General features: G+C 53.2%; 13 protein-coding genes. 4 read left to right on the top strand and 9 right to left on the bottom strand.

The window, feature by feature from the left end:
* Positions 1 to 150: 150 nt before the first annotated feature.
* The 7 genes from Q8O92_15420 to rpoN all read right to left on the bottom strand — a co-directional run bounded on the left by Q8O92_15420 (position 151) and on the right by rpoN (position 10,922).
* Entirely contained in the window at positions 151 to 2,439 is a 2,289-nt protein-coding gene (locus Q8O92_15420; GenBank protein MDP2984707.1) for a DUF6259 domain-containing protein, read from the bottom strand.
* Positions 2,440 to 2,449: 10 nt separating this feature from the next.
* Positions 2,450 to 3,739, bottom strand: a complete 1,290-nt coding sequence (locus tag Q8O92_15415) for a twin-arginine translocation signal domain-containing protein (protein MDP2984706.1) — start codon at positions 3,737 to 3,739, stop codon at positions 2,450 to 2,452.
* 243 nt (positions 3,740 to 3,982) lie between these two features.
* A complete protein-coding gene (locus Q8O92_15410; protein ID MDP2984705.1) occupies positions 3,983 to 4,930 on the bottom strand; it encodes a hypothetical protein in 948 nt (315 codons plus the stop codon).
* Positions 4,931 to 5,201: 271 nt separating this feature from the next.
* Positions 5,202 to 5,816, bottom strand: coding sequence for a hypothetical protein (locus Q8O92_15405; GenBank protein MDP2984704.1), 615 nt, complete (start codon positions 5,814 to 5,816; stop codon positions 5,202 to 5,204).
* A gap of 229 nt (positions 5,817 to 6,045) precedes the next feature.
* Positions 6,046 to 7,839 carry a transglutaminase-like domain-containing protein gene (locus Q8O92_15400; protein ID MDP2984703.1) on the bottom strand — a complete coding sequence of 598 codons (1,794 nt, stop codon included), beginning with the start codon at positions 7,837 to 7,839 and terminating at the stop codon, positions 6,046 to 6,048.
* A gap of 150 nt (positions 7,840 to 7,989) precedes the next feature.
* A complete protein-coding gene (locus tag Q8O92_15395; protein MDP2984702.1) occupies positions 7,990 to 9,450 on the bottom strand; it encodes an alpha-L-fucosidase in 1,461 nt (486 codons plus the stop codon).
* 44 nt (positions 9,451 to 9,494) lie between these two features.
* Complete coding sequence (gene rpoN / locus Q8O92_15390; GenBank protein MDP2984701.1) at positions 9,495 to 10,922, bottom strand: RNA polymerase factor sigma-54; 1,428 nt, start codon at positions 10,920 to 10,922, stop codon at positions 9,495 to 9,497.
* A gap of 496 nt (positions 10,923 to 11,418) precedes the next feature.
* Between rpoN and Q8O92_15385 the strand changes: the two genes are divergently transcribed.
* From Q8O92_15385 to Q8O92_15375, 3 genes are all read left to right on the top strand, one after another.
* Positions 11,419 to 12,639: a M28 family metallopeptidase gene (locus Q8O92_15385; GenBank protein ID MDP2984700.1), complete on the top strand. Its 1,221-nt coding sequence runs from the start codon at positions 11,419 to 11,421 to the stop codon at positions 12,637 to 12,639.
* A gap of 137 nt (positions 12,640 to 12,776) precedes the next feature.
* Positions 12,777 to 13,862, top strand: coding sequence for a hypothetical protein (locus Q8O92_15380; protein ID MDP2984699.1), 1,086 nt, complete (start codon positions 12,777 to 12,779; stop codon positions 13,860 to 13,862).
* Positions 13,859 to 14,971: a Gfo/Idh/MocA family oxidoreductase gene (locus tag Q8O92_15375; GenBank protein MDP2984698.1), complete on the top strand. Its 1,113-nt coding sequence runs from the start codon at positions 13,859 to 13,861 to the stop codon at positions 14,969 to 14,971. The genes Q8O92_15380 and Q8O92_15375 overlap by 4 nt, the downstream gene beginning before the upstream one ends.
* 90 nt (positions 14,972 to 15,061) lie before the next feature.
* Here Q8O92_15375 and Q8O92_15370 read toward each other — a convergent pair whose 3' ends face one another.
* Positions 15,062 to 15,379 carry a nitrous oxide-stimulated promoter family protein gene (locus Q8O92_15370; protein ID MDP2984697.1) on the bottom strand — a complete coding sequence of 106 codons (318 nt, stop codon included), beginning with the start codon at positions 15,377 to 15,379 and terminating at the stop codon, positions 15,062 to 15,064.
* Between the two features lie 98 nt (positions 15,380 to 15,477).
* On the opposite strand from Q8O92_15370, the gene Q8O92_15365 reads away from it, so the two are divergent.
* Positions 15,478 to 16,662, top strand: coding sequence for a tetratricopeptide repeat protein (locus Q8O92_15365; GenBank protein MDP2984696.1), 1,185 nt, complete (start codon positions 15,478 to 15,480; stop codon positions 16,660 to 16,662).
* 16 nt (positions 16,663 to 16,678) lie between these two features.
* On the opposite strand, the gene Q8O92_15360 is transcribed toward Q8O92_15365, so the two are convergent.
* On the bottom strand, positions 16,679 to 17,302 hold the full coding sequence (locus Q8O92_15360) for a flavin reductase family protein (GenBank protein MDP2984695.1): 624 nt from the start codon (positions 17,300 to 17,302) through the stop codon (positions 16,679 to 16,681).
* Positions 17,303 to 17,518 lie beyond the last annotated feature (216 nt).

Here is a 17,518-nt window from a genome sequence, read left to right as displayed (position 1 = left end):
GTCTTTTAAGTCCCCCTTCGGGGGATTTAGGGGGCTGTATTTTACGCTCACAGAGACTAAAATACTGTTTTCATGCATAATTCGGGTTAGCTAGGCAGATTATGTTTATATGACGATCTGGGAAAAAATAAGTTTAATATTTTTTTCTGATCACCGAATCACTACCGCCGCCGGAATATCTTTTCGCGCCGGAAGAGAAAGTATCAGCTTCCCTCCGGCCATCTTTTTCAAGCCGATGGTTTTTTTCCCGTCAAAAGTATAGAGTGAGGCGGCCCTGAGAGGACTTGTCCCCAGTTTCTGCTGATCCACTGTAAGCTCGAATGCGCCTTTAACCTCACGGCGATCCACCAGGGTGATGGTCAGGCTCTCACCCCGGATATTCCGGAATATCCGGGCCTCCACTTTGGGGGGAAGGCTGCCGAGGCCGATGTCATCCTTGAAATGGGAGCTGAGGAACTCCTCCTTGACCGCCTGGCGGAGGGCGACCATTTTTTTCATGTATATCCAGTAGGGGTTGTCTTTCTTGATCGGATAGCCGAGCATATCGAAACGGTTGCCGATGAGGAATACACGGTTCATGGCATCCTCGTGGACGAATTTTGTCTCGCCGGGATAGTACAGCGCTATCCCGTTCCAGTTGTTGCAGGTTCCGCTGAAAATGGGGAATTCCGGGAACGAATAGGCATAGATTTCGGGCTTGGGGTAGTTCATGAGATTGCCCACCAGCTCCAACCCAAGCGCATGGCTCTGATACTGCATGAGCGCATCCGATACAGTTTCGGAGGTGATGGCAAGGTTCGCTGCGCCATAGGAGCGCTCTTTCAGTTTCTTCAGGAGCTGGAGGCAGCCCCTTCCGACTCCGTGGGGGTGCTCTGAGCCGTGCTCGGTGGAGAAGCAGACACGCGCCGCCGAAAACATGGTCACCGGGAAGCTGTCCAGATACCAGGTATCGACGCCATAATCACGGACATACTGGTCGGCGATCCAGAAGGCAAGGTAATCCTGCCAGCCTTCAGCGCCCAGGCACATCCCCGCATAGCCTCCCTTGGCGGTGTAATCCCCGGCCTCACGGCTCCCGTCGGGGAAGACCGAGGCGTAGGCGCGGAACTCCTTCCACCAGTCGGGAATCTTGAATTTGGAGGGAATCTTGTCACGGTAGGGCAGAAGCGGCTCGGGCAGAGTGGCGTCAAACGTCCAGGCGTTGGAGTAGAAGCCCACATGGCCGCCGTCGCCGCGGATTTTTCCCACCGCCTCGCGGAGCGCCTGCTCGCCGCCCCTTCCGGGATCGGGCAGGAAGAAGGCATAGTATCCCTTGCGGTTTCCCTGCTTGTCCACCGGCTCGAGCATCTCCGACCAGACCTGGATATAGTTTATCCCCAGCCATTTTGCCTGCTCGTACATGGCCGGCAGGTCCTCGAATTTGTAGTTGGGGCCTCCGGTTCCGAACCAGCCGTCGGCTTTCCGAACCCATTCCGGCCTGGGAACGGGAGTGAGGAAGAAGCGGCTTGCATCACGGTAGCAGTCGGCGGCCCAGCGCCAGTCGCCCTCATGCACTGCGACCGCGAAATCCTGCGACACCCAGGACTGGCCGGGCATGAGGTAAACCAGGGTCCGGATATCCATTGCGAGGGCGCCCTGTTTCTTGTCAGGAACGGTTTCCAGGTCGATCTGCTCGAAGGTGGGGTCATAGCTGGCGAGGTAAAGGCCGCCCCCTGAATCATAGAGGTCCTGCCAGGGCATGGTCGCCCAGCCGATGTAGGTCAGGACATTGTCATGCTTTGCCCAGTTTGTGGGAGTAAAGAAAGAGTAGCTCACCGGATCTGGGATGATCTGCCCCTGACCGAAGGGGCGGGCGAGGTAATCATCGGCATGATTCTTCCCCAGAGCAAGCCCCTCCAGCACCGGGAATGCCACACGGAACACCCTCAGGTCCTCTTTCGGCCTTACTGCGGGATCGTTCTTCACCCGGATTTTCCAGGTGGTAACCGGCGAATCGTCGCGGAGCGTCACTGTGGTGATCACACTGATGGAAGGGGGTATGGCGTAGGTGCAGGTAAGCGTTTTACCGGAATTGTCCGCAGTAATCTCCCGGGCGATGGGGCCGCCGCCCCGCACTCTTTTGATATCGCCCGGAACGAGAGAGATACTGTCCGGGTCGGCCAGCGAGAATCCCCCGAACTCCCTGAGCGAATAATCCCGTATATAATAACTCTGGTTGGCCGGGGTGACATCCAGGATAAACGGTGGATATTCGGATGCCTTCCCTATATACTCAGACCCGCTTTTTTTGTTGACCATGCTTACCAAGGCGCCGCTGGCCGCATCGAACTCGAGTTTAAGGTATGCGTTCTCCAGCGTGAGGTTTTCGGCGGTCGCTGCGGGAATGGAAAAAAGAGAGAAAAGAAGGATGCTGAGAAAGAGAAGTGCGTATCCTTTCATGGTTTTGCCCTCACCCCCTACCCCCTCTCCACCCAAGCATCCTCTGTGCGTCCCTGAGCAGGGAAGCCACCGGAAGGCCGTACGGGCAGGCTTTCTCATACTGTTCAAGGTCGCCGGCTGATTCAACACGGGCATGCGCGGGGAGACCGGCATACAGGGATCTGGCCTGTTCGGGATCGTTGAATCCTGTGTAATATCCTTTGAATCTCAGAATGGACGAAACCGCCACACCGTCCGGGTTCGCCCGCTCGCAGGCGCCGCACATCCGGCAGTAGCCGGAATCCATCGCTTCGGCGAACTGATGAATCCCCTTTTCTTCAGCCAGCGTGAGCTTTCCCCCGATCGCCTCAAGGTTTTCTTTCAGCTCTTCGAAATTGTACAGCATGGAACCGTAGGCGACCACACCGGGCACGCTGAGAGAGTAACGGATGAGCGCCCTGGCTATGCTCTTGTCATCAGGCAGGTACTTGCTTACTTTCTCTTTGAGGTCGGGCACCGAATCCCAGTTTTTCTTGCCGTACAGGAACACCTTCATGGCGGTTACGGCGATTCCCTTGTCATGGGCCTTTTTGATGAGGTTGAAGAATGCGTCCTGCTGGGCCTGCTGAGGACGGTCGGTTTTATAGCTGAAAGCGTCTTTCCTCGGAACGAGGGGATTTACCGGCACCTGGATCAGATCAAACATGTCGCTTTCGATGGCCGCTTCGAAAACCGGGGCGACATTATTGTGCTGGGAAAGCATGAGAAACCGTGTCTTGCCCTGCTTCTTTAAAATTTCGAACGCCTGGATAACCCCCATCTTATTTTTTACATCTTCCGGCTGCGCATACACGGAATGCACTTTGAAACCGTCGATCCGGGACAACCCGCTCTTTTTTAACATGCCTTCAAATATCTCTATTGCTTTGTCTTTGTCGAGCGTATGAACCACAGTGTCGCAGTAAAAGGAATCCCGATCCATTTTCTGGAAGAGGTCGTAGGGCGCCGGTTCCACCCACTGCCCGAACTTATGCCAGTAATTTACACCGGCCGCAAGCGCCAGTTCGTACATTTTACGGTCAGCCATGCGGTCGCCGAGAAACTGGGATACTTTGAGGCCGGTGCGCCCGAGAGTCACATACTTTATTCCCTTCTTTGGAGCGCCGCTTTTCACTCCTGCGCCCGAGCAGTCAAGTCCCGATATTCCCGCTGCTCCCGCCAGGGCTGTAGTCGTGGTCTTTTTCATGAAACGGCGGCGGGAGATGGATTCTCCGTTCGGTTGTTCATCATCGATCGTTTCTTTACGGTTCTTTTCTTCCATTGTCTGTTCCTTTACTGCAAGGTGAGTTGATTTGGTTATTGCTCCGGCGAATAAATATACCAATATTTGGAATAGATGCCAAAACGATTTCATCGTTCATCCTTGTTTTTCTATCCCCAAATACGGTTCACTTTAACGAAAAAGTACAAGATTTTTAAACCACGAACCACACGAAAGACACAAAAAATGATTTTATCAAAAAGCAAATTTCGTGTTTTTCGTGGTTAAATGAACTGTATTGTTCTATCCCCTCACTTTTCCCTGCAGGATCGGCTGGCGGATCACCCTGCGGCCCCGGAAAAAAGCGTCGGTGGTAAGATCCGCGCTTCCCCTTGCCGGGATGAGACCGGCGCTGTATTTCGGATTCACCGGGGGTTTGGCAACGATAAGATCGAGCGGCACCGCTGAATTCTCGTTCACCACCGCATAATCCTCATTTCCGGGATGGATATTGCTCCAGGCGTGGGCGCAGGGACGGAAATCAATTGTCGCCACATAAAGCTTTTCGCCCCTTCTGAGAATCACCGGCGCGAGTCCCTCGGTCTCCCCTTCCAGGTCTTTGGGGATGACAAACTCGTGCGCCATTTTATCTCCACGGCGGCGGGCTTCTTTCAGGTATTCACGGCCGCGGTTTACCGGGTGATCGAACGCCTTTTCGTCGATGAAGAAACAGACGCCGCTCTTCTCTTCGTCGCTGAGGAGGGTGAAATCTTCGAACTTGGCCGCGATCATATCGATGTATCCCCGTTCGTTCCAGAGGCTGGCTGGCGTCCGCGCAGGGTCCTGGATCATGATATACGTCCAGCCGGGATTCCAGGTGGAATTGGGCGGCTCGAAACCGGTAAGCATCTCGCGGGCGTCCACGGTACCGGAGGGCGCATCGCTCCCGCCCGAATACACCTGGGTATCGAAGACGAACACGCTGTTATGGCTGTGGCGGACGAGAAACGGAGTTATCAGCCCCTTGTTGCAGACCGCATCGTTGATGCCTACATAGATGGAAATGATCGTTTCCGGCACCGAGGGGATGACATGGGCAAGTTCCAGGGCGTCGATGGTTTCATCCGGCGCAAAATACTGGGGAAACCGTGCAAAGAGCCTGTATGCCCGGAGGAGAAATTCCCGGTAATCATCTTCGCTGAGAGGTGACGACGCCGGTACGACGATTTTTCTTGTAGGTTCGCTGAGCATGTATGGGCCTCATATTTATACTGTAACATCTCCTTGAGTTTGGATAGAGTACTTAGATCCTGAAACAAGTTCAGGATGACACATGTCATGCCGAACTTGTTGCCGCTTCTCGGGAACGATGAAACCGTTTCGGCATCTATTTCACAAAAATGAGTAAAATACTGTCTACTATCATTTTCACCTGCTCACCACCACTTTCTGATTCATGCCCGGGGCGGGCCACCACCGCACACAAAATGAGAAGCGGGAATCTTGGCCTCATTGCTCATCCCTATTTCAAAAGCGCCGCGATCTCCCCTGCGAATTTTTCCACCGTCTGCTTCACCTCCTCCGGTTTGTTCCCGGCGAGCAGGGTCATGGTCGGCCCGAATGTACCGTTCCAGCGGTTGACCGCTTCACGGACGGCGGCGATGGTCAGGTCGGCGCCGTCCTTGCCTCCGGCCTGTGTGTAAGCGGCAACAGGATGTTTGCCCAGGCGTTCTTTCCGGGAGGACATTTCTGAGAAGCGCTCGTCGAAGAATTTTTTAATCTGCCAGCTCACATTCCAGAAATAGGAGGGGCTGCCTACCACCAGGATCCGTGAGGAGAAGATTTCATCGGGTGTTTTAATTTCGTGCGCCAGAGCCACCCGGACGGTGAGCTTTTTGGAAGAGAGCGACGCCGCAAGTTTATCGGTAACAGTCTTCATGTTTTCATTGCCGGGAGTCGGGGTAGTCATCGCGTCGGGCTGCCCTCCGTCGACCGGCTTGTTGCCCGAAGAATAGACGATCAACACATCCGGGCCTTTGGCCTGACTCTGGGCAGTCTGGGCTAAACAGGAGGGGGCCGGAAATACAAAAAGAAGAGCCGCCGTCATTACTTTCTGTAAAAATTCACACCGTTTCATTTTCCCTCCCGGTTTCTTTTTCCGAGCATGCTATCAGGTAGGTATTTCTTGATAATTCATTGAAGATGATCCGGCAAAAAAGTATTTTTTACATTATTTTCTGGTGTTTTTAAACCTCACCCCCTGCCCCCTCTCCTAGTCAGGAGAGGGGGTAACTCATTGCTGGCTATGTCTTTACCCTCTCCTAATTAGGAGAGGGTGGCTGAAGGCCGGGTGAGGTTGACATTAATCACCGTTTTACTTCCACAATCTGCGCATCATCCCCCCAGACGGTTCCGGTATACACCTTGAATCCGACATAAACCTGGTTTATCCAGTTGTGGAGACGGCAGGGGAGATCGTACTTCCGCCACTCTCTGCCGACCATGACCCGCTGGTGGTAGGTTCCCTGGCCCTTGTATTCGGATTCGAGGAGCGCGATGTCCACCGGAGTGTTGTCCGCCGCCGCCCGGAGCCAGATCGAGTAGATTACATCGGTGGCGGCATTCACCTGGAAATTGTCGCTCTTCACAATAAATGCATACTCCACCCCTGTTTGGGGGTCTTTTTTGGGAACGGCCCTGAGGGAGTACTTGCCGGAATGTTTCACCTTATCATCCAGCGCAAATTCCTCGCACTGGAACGGGTTTGAAAAGATGGTTCCCCAGTTCGCCGGTTTCAGAACCGTTTTGTCCTTCGAGGGGGCGGCATCCTCGAATCCGGGATTTTTCAATACCACATCTACATGCCGTGAGTGGTCGGCGGCTGTCGGGTCATACTCGATGACAAATTCGCTGGGAAACCCTTTCCTGCCGACAGCGTTCACCGAGGCGATTTTCAGAGAGTTGAGACCCTTGTTAAGCTTCCAGACATAGACATCGCCGTCGATGGGAACAGTTTTGCCGTCAACTTCAAGGAGGTAGCGGTCGAAGTTCGGGGTATTGGTGGCAGATGTCGCCTTGAGGACGCAGGGCGCGCCCGGCACGGATGTTTTCATCAGGTCGACTTTGACCTCGTTCAGCGGCCACTGGAAATCAGAAACCTCTCCTGAGTTGGCGCAGGTGATCTGGAGAGGGGTAAACTCGTCCACCCAGTGAAGCTGCGGACCCCACCACTCGCCGCCGCGTGAATTGTAGGGCACGATGAAACCGTCCACCATGATCACTTCCTTGGACTGGGGATGCACGGTCTGGTCGTTGCGCATGACGATCCGGTAATCATCATACATGTTGAGCAACCCTTTGTTGGGGTCTTCCGAAGCGGGAATGCGGGCGTTTACGTACTTGAGGGCGCCCGCCTTGCCGGCCTTGACATCCCAGTACTCGGTGCCGCGTCCGTTCGCGCCGAAGTGCATGTAGACGCCATCGAGCTTCCCCCGCGCCTTATGCACTTCGAGGGCGCTCAGGGGGACTCCGTCCTTTTCGAACCAGCAGTTTATCCAGGCGTCCACGAGCATCCATTTGCGGAGGTCGTTGTTGTAGACCTCGGCCACCGTGTGCGCGGCCTCATTGAAAGGATTGATCCCAAGGATGCGGGCGGTAAGCCCCGCCGCATTGCAGGCCTGGACAAACAGGTCGGCTTTGAAAGTACACCAGAAGGCGTCGCCCTTTTCCACCCGGTCGAGAATCTCATGGGCGTCCCAGGTCGGGTACGGAAGAGGCTGGGTATGTCCCCACTGCTTGTTCGCCCAGTCGGAAATCCGGACGATAAGATCGAGGTCTGTCTTCGAGCCTTTGATCATCTCTTCCAGCCCTGCGCGCACATACAGCTTGCGGACCTTGAGATGGGTCATGTCCTGGTAGAGGAACGGGAAAGAAGGCAGCACCACACGGCCGTTGACCGCCTTCACGAATTTCACCCCGTGCCAGCGGTTCAGGTCATAGCAGTAGGGCGGCTCCAGGTAGGACTGAGCCTTGTAGGCGGCGGAAACATCTCCCTGCTCGACAGCTTTCATGTAAGCATCGGCTGCACGGTCGGCGGAGGAATTCTGAACGGTGAGGAATGCTGCCGAGACAGCGACAAGGATTGCGAAACACTTCTTCATGATTATTTCCTTCCGATAGTGATATACATTCATCTATAGATGCCGAAACAAGTTCGGCATGACGCGTGTCATCCTGAACTTGTTGCCGCTTCACGGGAACGATAAAACCGTTTCAGGATCTGCCTGCACCTGTATCCGCACGGATATTTTTTACTGCACATCAAGCGCCACCACCGTATCGAACGGGTCCCTCCCGGTTTTGGGAAGACGAAAAATCGTCCCCAGCCCGGTCGAAGCGAATTCCACTTTCGTACCGTTCAGCAGCGCGGCGCTCCTTATCTTCTTCCCGAAATCCGGCACCGCCACCGCCTTTTCCGAAGCGGAGAGTATGTGGAGATACACGGTTCCCGCTTTCTGGGTTGTGACCCCCCAGGACTGCGGCGGAACGGGGCCGCCGCGGGTGCCGTAAACGGAGTTGCCATTTGTCCTCAGCCATGCGCCCATTTCAGCAAGATGCTTTTTAAATTCGGGCTGAATAGTACCGTCCGGCATGGGGCCGACATTGAGGAGGAAATTGGCGTTGTTACCGGCGGCCTTGACCAGGTACTGTACCAGGTCTTGTGTGCTCTTGAAATTCTTGTCGCTCTTGTTGTATCCCCAGGAATTGTTCATGGTCTCGCAGGTCTCAAGGGGAAGCGCGGAAACGCTCTTGTCCCGGCTGAACGGATCCTGACCGGGAAGACCTTTCTCGAACATCTGGAAATCCTCCCCGGGATAGGGCGCACGGTGATGGTTGTTGCCGATCATGGCCTGCGGCTGAAGCTGGTGAATCATCCTGAATGTTTTTCCGAGCCGCCAGTCCGCCTCTGGTTTGTCCCACATGCCGTCGAACCAGATGCCTCCGATCTTCCCGTAATTGGTGCAGATCTCCCGGAGCTGGCCGTCCATGTAGTCGAGGTATTTGTACCAGTCGCCGCTTTCAGGCCTTCCGGTATAGTCCTGCCCGGTTCTTCCCCGGGGGAAGTAATCGGGATTATGCCAGTCGAGTTGGGAATGGTAAAAGAACAGCTTGATGCCGTTCCGCTCGCAGGCGTCGGCGAGCATCCTGAGCACATCTTTTTTATAGGGGGTGCGGTCCACTATGTTGTAATCGCTCACCTTGCTGCCGAACATGGCGAAACCGTCATGGTGTTTGCTGGTGATGGTGATATACTTCATGCCGGCATCCTTGACCATGCGGCACCACTCGTCGGGGTCGAACTTCACCGGGTTGAACTGGGGAGGAAGCTTTTCATACTCTGAGATGGGAATTTTATCCTGGTTCATCACCCATTCGGCTTTACCGAGGACGCTGTACACACCCCAGTGCACGAACAGCCCGAATTTGGCATCCTGGAACCAGGAGCGTGCTTCCAGATTGGATTGGGAGGGCTTGTATCCCGCATCCCCCTCTTCCGCCTCAACTGCCGAGACAGCGACAAAAGCAATAAACGCGATTCCTGACAACAATCCCAGACAATTCATGGCGCCTCTCCTTTCCTCGGATTTCATCAAAATACCATCATAAAAATAATCGTTTTCCGATGTAGTAAATAACCTGGTTTCCCTGAAATGGTAAAGAGATATTTTGAATTCCAGCCGTGATTTTTTACGGAAATTCCAGGTAACCATTTTTTATGACTTGACAGGGGGGATCAAAAGGGTTCAGGCTATCCCTACAGCTCTTTCCGGAGCCTTGCGGGAGAAATCTGGAGCTCGTCACGGTATTTCGCGATGGCGCGGCGGGAAATATCGATGCCTTCAGTGTTGAGAATTTTGGTAAGCTTCTGGTCGGAAAGGGGTTTTTGGGGATTTTCCTCGCTGATAAGTACTTTCAGCCGCTCTTTCACCGTTTTTGCCGAGAAATCATCCGAGCCGTCCAATGAAGAGATTCTCTGGGTGAAGAAATACTTGAGCTCGTACACCCCCTGAGGTGTTTGCATGTATTTGCTCGTAGTAACCCGCTGCACCGTGGAGATGGCCACCCCGACCGTGTCGGCGATATCCTGGAGGGTCATGGGTTTCAGGTGGGTGACCCCGTGATCCAGAAACTCCTTCTGACGGTCCACTATGGCGCGGGAGACCTTGAGGATGGTGGAACGACGCTGTTCGATGGAATTGATAAACCATTTGGCGCTGTTAAGCTTGTCCACCAGGTATTTGCGGGTTTCCGGGGGAGTGCCGGCATTTTTGTCGAGGAGTCTCCGGTAGTTGGAGCTGATTGTCAGCTGGGGAACGTAACGGTCGTTGAGCATGACAATGTAGTCTCCCTCGATCTTCTCCACGAAGATATCGGGGATAATGGCAGTGCTCGCCCCCTGGCTGTAAACCGCCCCCGGCCGTGGGGAGAGCGCGCCGATTTCTGCCATAATAACCTTCATGTCTTCTTCAGTGATCTGGAGGCCCTTGATGATATTCTTGATCCTGCGGTTGGTGAAATCGTCAAAGTGGTCGTGGACCGCTTTCCAGGCGAGGCTGTCCCCCAAGCCTTTTTCCTGAAGCTGGATGAGAAGGGTTTCCTTCAGGTCACGGGCGCCGACTCCGGGCGGGTCGAACTGCTGGATCACCGCGACCATCCGTTGTACATCTTCTATGGGACACTGAAGATCATTAGCAATTTCACGGTCGGAGAGCGCTAGAAATCCTTCATCGTTGATTGAACCTATGATGAATTCCCCTATCTCACGGTCACTCTCGTTTTTTACCACCATCCCTAGCTGTTCGGTGAGATGGTCAGCCAGGGTGGACGTATAGGCATGGGTGGGTTCGCGTTCCTCGACGTTGTAGTCGGTCTCATCCAGTCCCCCGTAATCGTGCTCGAAACCGTCTTCTATATATCGCATCCATTCGGCTTCGGTGAAATCCCCGTTATGCTCAGTCTCATCGGAGGCAGTCGTGATCTGCCCGCGGTCATCCGCCGCACTCTGCGGTTTTTCCTGAATCTGTTCCTCGGACTCCTCAGCCTGAAGCATGGGATTGAGCTCGAGCTCTTCATTGATACGCTGCTCAAGCTGCATGATATTGAGCGGAAGAAGCTTCAGAGACTGGATCATGCGAAAATCCAGTTTCTGGGTCAGCTTCATTTCCTGGATAAGTTTCATCATGGTTGATAAGGCCTTACACAGAGTTCAGGTAAGAAATGCGACAAACTTCTTTGTACATCACGAGAGATAAAATATAACAGACATCGCATTTCTTCAAGGCTTTTTCCTTAACCCTATCTAGCCCGAATTATGCATTTAAAAGAGATTTTAGTCTCTGTGAGTGTTAAACTACAGCCCCCTAAATCCCCCAAAGGGGGACTTAAAAGACTGCAATACAAGGCTTAATCTGTTTTTTAAAAAAGTTAAACTTTCGCATTTTCATCTTTACCACGAAAAGTCCCCCTTCGGGGGATTTAGGGGGCTGCCTTCCAAAATTAATAATAAGTATTTGTTTAAAAAAGAGTTAAGAAAATGTTACAGTAAGTTTGTGAATAATTCGGGCTAATTGCATACTCGGAAAAAAATTATCTTTGTCTCTCGATGTACAACACACTATTTTCAGGTAAAGAAAAGATGAGCCGCAGTTCATGTTCTTTTTAAAAAGGGGAATATAGTCATGAAAAGGCGAGATTTTGCAGCCTTGATAGGGAGCGCGCCACTCCTGTCAATGGCCGGGTGCAGCAGTTTTTTAGTAAAATCCCCACGGGATGGCGAGCTGGTCGATACACCGCAGAAAAGGCTGGATTATACCCAAAAGCTTTTGAAAAAACTGTGCACGGATATCGGACCGCACCCCACAGGCACTCCGGCTTTTCACCGGGCCGCACAGATTATAAAGCGGGAAATGGAGCTTTCGCTGCCGTCGGTCGAGTTTGACCGGTTCGATATAGCGCTTTGGGAGCTTCTGGGGAAACCGGAGTTTATCCTGGGCGGACAGGACATCGAGACTTTCCCCTCCTTCGGCGGCGAGGGAACCCCGCCAGAAGGGATCAGCGGCATCCTGAAAAAAAGCGGAGGAGGATTCTCGCTTGTTGACCCCTCAACCGGCAAAGCCAGGGCGCAGATAACCATCAGCACCTATGGCAAGGCGATTACCCATTACCAGGGCCGCACGAATCCTCCCTCGATCCCTTCATTCGGAGTGGGCAAGCAGGATGTCCCTCTCCTCGAGAATGCGGTGAGAGATAAAACTCCTGCCAGAATGAAAGCCCGGGTGCGTTATACTCCCAACGCTACAGGTTTGAACATCATAGGAAGACTTCCGGGTAAACGTACAGATGAGATTCTCGTGGTCGCTCACGCCGACACGGTATACTGTGCGCCGGGCGCCAACGATAACACCGCTTCCGTTATAGTCATGCTCATGATGGCTCATGCCGCCGCCGGAAGGGTTTCCGACCACACCCTGACCTTCGTTGCAACCGACGCCGAAGAATTCGGAATGTTTGGAGCAAAACACTATGGGGCGAAACGAATGACAGACGGCACCATGAAAAACATCCGGTATGTCGCGAATTTCGACTCCCTCACCTATGGTCCGAATCTGTGGATATCTTCAAAAGATAATGACCTGAAAGATATCATACGGGCTATTCACAGCGATTTACATATCAATGCTGTCCCGAAATATGACGACAGCGACGGTTTTGTCATGGATTCGGATCCCTTCAGGCCCTCCGGGGCGAAAGCCTTTCATGCCAACAGCCGCGGCTATGACGAAAAAACCCTGCCCGTCTATCACCGTCCCGATGACAACGCATCCAGTGTGCCGCTGGATTGTGTGGAGATTTCATTTCTGGTATTCGATGAGTTCATGAAGCGGGTGGATAAAATGTGAAAGCGAAAAGACTGTCTGAACCACTGATGCGTGTGATGCACATGATAAAAGATGATCCCCCCTGCCCCCCTTATTAAGGGGGGATGCCGACAGGCAGGGGGGATATACAACTTCACAACCTTAACCGGGCAAACAAAATGGCAGAACAGGAAGGAACACGTATCGCCGCGAAAAAACCGACTTTCCGCCGCAAAACTCCCTCCTCTCCCGAGCTGATAGAGATCGGGATCATCGGGTGCGCTCCCGGGCTTTCCCATATTTCCGAAATCTACGGCCCCCAGATCAATCCGATTTCCGATCAGAACACCACATTCATACGCGCGACCGGCATGCGCATGACCATGGTGTGGGATGCGGACGAGAAAATCGCCGGGAATTTCGCGCGGAAATATGATGTGAAACCGGTCAAATCCTTCACTGACATGATAGGCAGGGTGGATGCGGTCATGCTCACCGATATTGCCACGGCGCCCTACTTTTACGAGCTTTCCAAACCCTACCTGGAGGCCGGGATACCCCTTTTCCTCAACCGTCCCTTCGCCTACTCGCGGCAAAAACTTTACAGACTGCTCGATCTGGTGAAAAGCACGGGAACTCCTATCTTCTACGGCGATGAATTCGAGAATGTGAAAGAGACCGCCACAGTCCGCAAGATGACCGCCGATCTGGAGCCGCTCATGGCGGTAGACGCCACCAACTCCATGAGCGATTATGCCTCCCACGGCATCCACGGCATCAACTGGATTCTCGCCTGCATCGGCGGCGGGGTGAGGCGCGTGAGCTACCAGACCCCGGACTGGAAAGTTCCCAACGGGAGTGTGATCCTGGAATACGCTCCCCGTGCGGAAGGCGGCAAAGTATTCTATGCGGCGCTGCAGGAGATTCAGGGAGGGCTGACTTCCGCATCCATCAAGGTGTACGGCCGCGGAAAATGGTACGAGGAGAATCTGACATGGGGAGCGAACACATGGGAGCGGTATCACCATGTGTTCGGCCCGGTGATTCTCAATTTCCAGCGCATGATCGAGGAAGGCCGCATGGTTCAGAGCCTGGAAAATCTCCGTCACCGGACGGAAATCTTTCTCGCCGGTTTCTACTCGCACCTGGAAAAGAAGGGGGCGCCGGTAGCGTTGGAGGATGTTCCGGCTGACTGGGAGGCGCCCTCCAATCTCTGGGACCGCCCGTCCTGGAAAGCATGGGCAAAAGGGAAGGATGAACAATGAAAAAGAAACCCACCCGCCGTCAGATGCTCCTCGGAAGCGGAGTCATGGCTGCCGGAGCGCTCGCCGGAAAAACTGCCCTGGCAACGGAGCGTCCCCGGTTCAAGCGAAAAGGCCCTTCCGCGGTTGAGCTTATGGAAATCGGAGTTCTCGTCGCCACACCGGGGCAGACACACATCGATTCCCTCTGGGGGCCGCTGATCAATCCCCCCGGAGAGCCGTGGACACGTCTGACCGGCATGGTAATGACCAAGGTATGGGATAAAAATCCGGAGGTGGCCAGTAACTTTGCCAAAAAATACGGCTGCGAAACGGTAACGAATTTTTCCGACATGGCCGGAAAAGTGGATGGAGTGATCCTTTCAGATTTCATCTCCGCCCATTACTTCTACGAGCTGTCCAAACCTTACCTGGAAGCGGGCACTCCGATTTTCATCAACCGCCCGTTCGCCTATTCCATGGAAAAGGCCACAATGATAGTCGACCTCTCCAAAAAAACCGGCACACCCATCATGTGCGGCGACACCCACGAGTATGTCAAGGAAGTGAACATCGTGCGGAACAGGGTAAAAACCATGGGGCCGCTTATCGGGGTGCAGGCGACGAACTCCATGAGCGATTATCCCTCGCACGGCATCCACGGCATTTACTGGCTTCATGCCTGTCTCGGCAGCGGAGTGCAGGCGGTCAGTTACATCACTCCTGACTGGCATGCTCCTAACGGGGTCTGCGTCCTCGAATACGCCCCACGGGTCAAGGACGGCAAGGTCTTCTACGCCAACCTTCACCAGACAAGCGCAGGGACGAACGCTTCCATCAAGCTCTACACCACCGGCTCGAACTATTTCCAGCAGGATTTCGGGTGGGAATCCGGCGAATGGGACAGGCTGGTGTTCATGTTCCTGCAGCCGGTGCTGGCTATGCAGAAGATGTTCGAAACCGGCCGCATGCCTGAAACCCATGAATCGATTCTTGAAAAAACGCGGGTGTTTCTGACCGGATTTTATTCGGCGGCGGAGCGGGGCGGCGCCCCTGTCAGGGTGACCGATCTTCCGGAAAACTGGACCGCTCCGGGGCCGGGAAAAGACTGGGGAAAGGGATTGTTTGATTAAAAAAGTGACAAAGAGACAGAGTGACAGAGTGACAAAGTTAAAGCAAAAAATACTTTGCTGCTTTGTCTCTTTGTCTCTTTGTCACTATTTTTATAAGAAATACTTTATGAACATATCCAGCCTTCCCCGTTTGATGAAATACAGGCCGGAAAACCGCATCACCTCGCGGATTTTCGCCCGGTAGGCGGGCTTATAGCAGTGAGTACGGCATTTCTTGCAGGCAGGCTTGGGGTCATACGGACACCGGGAGAGGCGTTCTTTCGCATAATTGGAGAGGTCGGCGCATTCCTCACACAATTCGTCTTCTTTTGTCCCATGATGAGCTGAGCAGTACACCCTGATAAAGCGGTTCAGAATTTCATGCTGATAAAGTTTTGAATTTTTTTCTTCTTTTCCTGTTGAAATCATACCCTGTAATTCCCTTCGGTATTGCTTGCCGGTTTTTTTTTGTTATATTTGACTAACTGAAAGAGACCGGAGTTTCAAAAAAGCATCGGAGAGAGACCATGACGGAACTGGTAAAAGTGTATACTTCTCAGCCGATGATCGTTCTTGCCGGCGTTCTTGCTTTACTCCTCGCAATTCTCATGTTGTTGATGATCCGGCAGTTTTTGAAGAACAGAAAGCTGAAAACCGAACGGGATGAAACCGACCTTGCAGCGGTGGAGCTTGTGGAGGATGTGCTGAAGGATGTTCCGACCATCCTCGATACCCATTCCATGCCCGTATTTCAAGGCAACAGCGAAAAAGCGGCGAAAATCATCTCTCTTCTCCACGAGCGTAATCTCATAAGCCCCGGCCTTTTCCTGAAACTTGCGGTCATCGAATACCTGGAGGGATACATTTCCAAGGCCCTCCGTCATGCTGAAAACGCTCTCGAATTGGGAGAAAAAGCGAAGAATCAGGCAGTTCGGGCCATCGCTCTCGGCAACATGGGGATAATGTACTATGAAAAAGGGGACCTGGACAGAGCGCTGAAGAATCTTTTGGATGCGCTTGCAGTTTGCCGTGAAAACGGCCTCAAAGAGTATGAAGCCGGCAATCTTCGCCATCTCGGCCAGGTCCACAAACGTCGGAACGATTCGGAGATGGGACTGGATTTCGCAATGAAATATTTCACCGAAGCCCTGGAACTCGACCGGCTGACTGCAAACCGTGCAGGTGAAGCTCAGGACCTGGTACAGATCGGACTCATCTTTCTTGACAGCGGGAACATGGACGCTGCACTTACCTACTTTAACGATGCACTCGTTATTCACCGTGAAACCGAAAACAGTCCCGGTGAAGCACAGGATTTGGGAAATATCGGGCTTATCCATCAGATCAAAGGCGACCTGGACGCCGCGCTCCGCTGCTTGAAAAAAGCCCTGGAAATCCATGAATCGATCGGTTCGAGACGGGGTGAGTCACAGTCGCTGGGCAATATCGGGCTCATCTACCAGACCAGGGGAGAGCTGGATCTGGCTCTGGAATACCATACCGACGCCCTGGAAATCGACCGTGAGCTCGGAGACCGCAGGGGAGAGGGCCAGGACCTGGGAAGTATCGGAATCATCCACTATAAAAAGGGAGACCTCCCGGAAGCGCTCACCCATCTCCGTCAAGCCCTCGCTATTTTTGAAGAGACCGGTGTCATGCCGGATAAAGAAGCTGTGGAGAGCACCATCAGCGAGATAGAAGCAAAGATGTAAGATACAGCCCTTTGGGCTATTTTATCTCCTTCATCAGGGTATTCCAGCCCAGGGTAAGAATGGATCCGTCCGCACGTTTCATGGTGATGTAATCGTTCCCCTGCTCGGTTTTGCATTCGATCACCTCGCCATCGGTGAAGCATCCGACCACTTCTCCCAAAAAGAGGTCATGCGATCCCTGATTGATGATGGCCCTCACCACACATTCGTAATTGATCGGGCATTCCACAATGTACGGGGATTTGATTCTCCGTCCCGGGCCCGCTGTCAGGCCGAGCGCCTTGAACTTGTCAACTTTTGGGTCTTTGTGCCGGGAGAGGCGGCCGGTTTCGGTTACAATCTCACGCTGCGCCTCGGTAGGGATATTCAGCGCAAAATCCATGGTTTTCCGCATGAGATCGCCGGTGCCGCGGGGAAAATAGTCATTGTTGTAATCTTCCACACAGATCGCCATCCCCAAGAGAAGGGGCAGACGGTTCAGGAATCCCCATCCGATCAGGGGCATGATGTTCGGTATCCCGCTGTCGGGGTCGGCGACGCTGATCATGGCTGCAGAGGTGGGAATGTATCCGGGTGTCAAAAACGGTTCTTCCGGGGTACGGGGAAGCCTTCTGTCATGTTCGGTGTAAATCTTGGCCATTGTTTCCTCCTTGGAAAAGATGTTGTGGACACTCCGAGTAAATAATATTTCAATTATTTTATGCTTTTAAACAACATTATATGTAAACCCATAAATAACTTGACATAATTGCTGAATTATTGTATGCTTCTTTCATCCACTTTTCGGAAGGGAGGAGCATATGAAGAAATCCAGTCTCCGAATAACGCATGAAGAAGTTACACGGGAATCCCTTGA

It is taken from the genome of Candidatus Latescibacter sp. (assembly GCA_030692375.1).
In the GTDB taxonomy this organism is placed as follows: domain Bacteria; phylum Latescibacterota; class Latescibacteria; order Latescibacterales; family Latescibacteraceae; genus JAUYCD01.
The sequence above is the reverse complement of the archived record's forward strand: the minus strand, read 5'-3'. Positions and strand labels throughout refer to the sequence as shown.

Coding starts and splice junctions, on each gene's coding strand:
- Q8O92_15375 (MDP2984698.1), top strand. CDS start 13,859: ATGAAAAAGAAACCCACCCGCCGTCAGATGCTCCTCGGAAGCGGAGTC.
- rpoN (MDP2984701.1), bottom strand. CDS start 10,922: ATGATGAAACTTATCCAGGAAATGAAGCTGACCCAGAAACTGGATTTT.
- Q8O92_15360 (MDP2984695.1), bottom strand. CDS start 17,302: ATGGCCAAGATTTACACCGAACATGACAGAAGGCTTCCCCGTACCCCG.
- Q8O92_15400 (MDP2984703.1), bottom strand. CDS start 7,839: ATGAAGAAGTGTTTCGCAATCCTTGTCGCTGTCTCGGCAGCATTCCTC.
- Q8O92_15410 (MDP2984705.1), bottom strand. CDS start 4,930: ATGCTCAGCGAACCTACAAGAAAAATCGTCGTACCGGCGTCGTCACCT.
- Q8O92_15370 (MDP2984697.1), bottom strand. CDS start 15,379: ATGATTTCAACAGGAAAAGAAGAAAAAAATTCAAAACTTTATCAGCAT.
- Q8O92_15405 (MDP2984704.1), bottom strand. CDS start 5,816: ATGAAACGGTGTGAATTTTTACAGAAAGTAATGACGGCGGCTCTTCTT.
- Q8O92_15420 (MDP2984707.1), bottom strand. CDS start 2,439: ATGAAAGGATACGCACTTCTCTTTCTCAGCATCCTTCTTTTCTCTCTT.
- Q8O92_15395 (MDP2984702.1), bottom strand. CDS start 9,450: ATGGTTACCTGGAATTTCCGTAAAAAATCACGGCTGGAATTCAAAATA.
- Q8O92_15365 (MDP2984696.1), top strand. CDS start 15,478: ATGACGGAACTGGTAAAAGTGTATACTTCTCAGCCGATGATCGTTCTT.
- Q8O92_15385 (MDP2984700.1), top strand. CDS start 11,419: ATGAAAAGGCGAGATTTTGCAGCCTTGATAGGGAGCGCGCCACTCCTG.
- Q8O92_15380 (MDP2984699.1), top strand. CDS start 12,777: ATGGCAGAACAGGAAGGAACACGTATCGCCGCGAAAAAACCGACTTTC.
- Q8O92_15415 (MDP2984706.1), bottom strand. CDS start 3,739: ATGGAAGAAAAGAACCGTAAAGAAACGATCGATGATGAACAACCGAAC.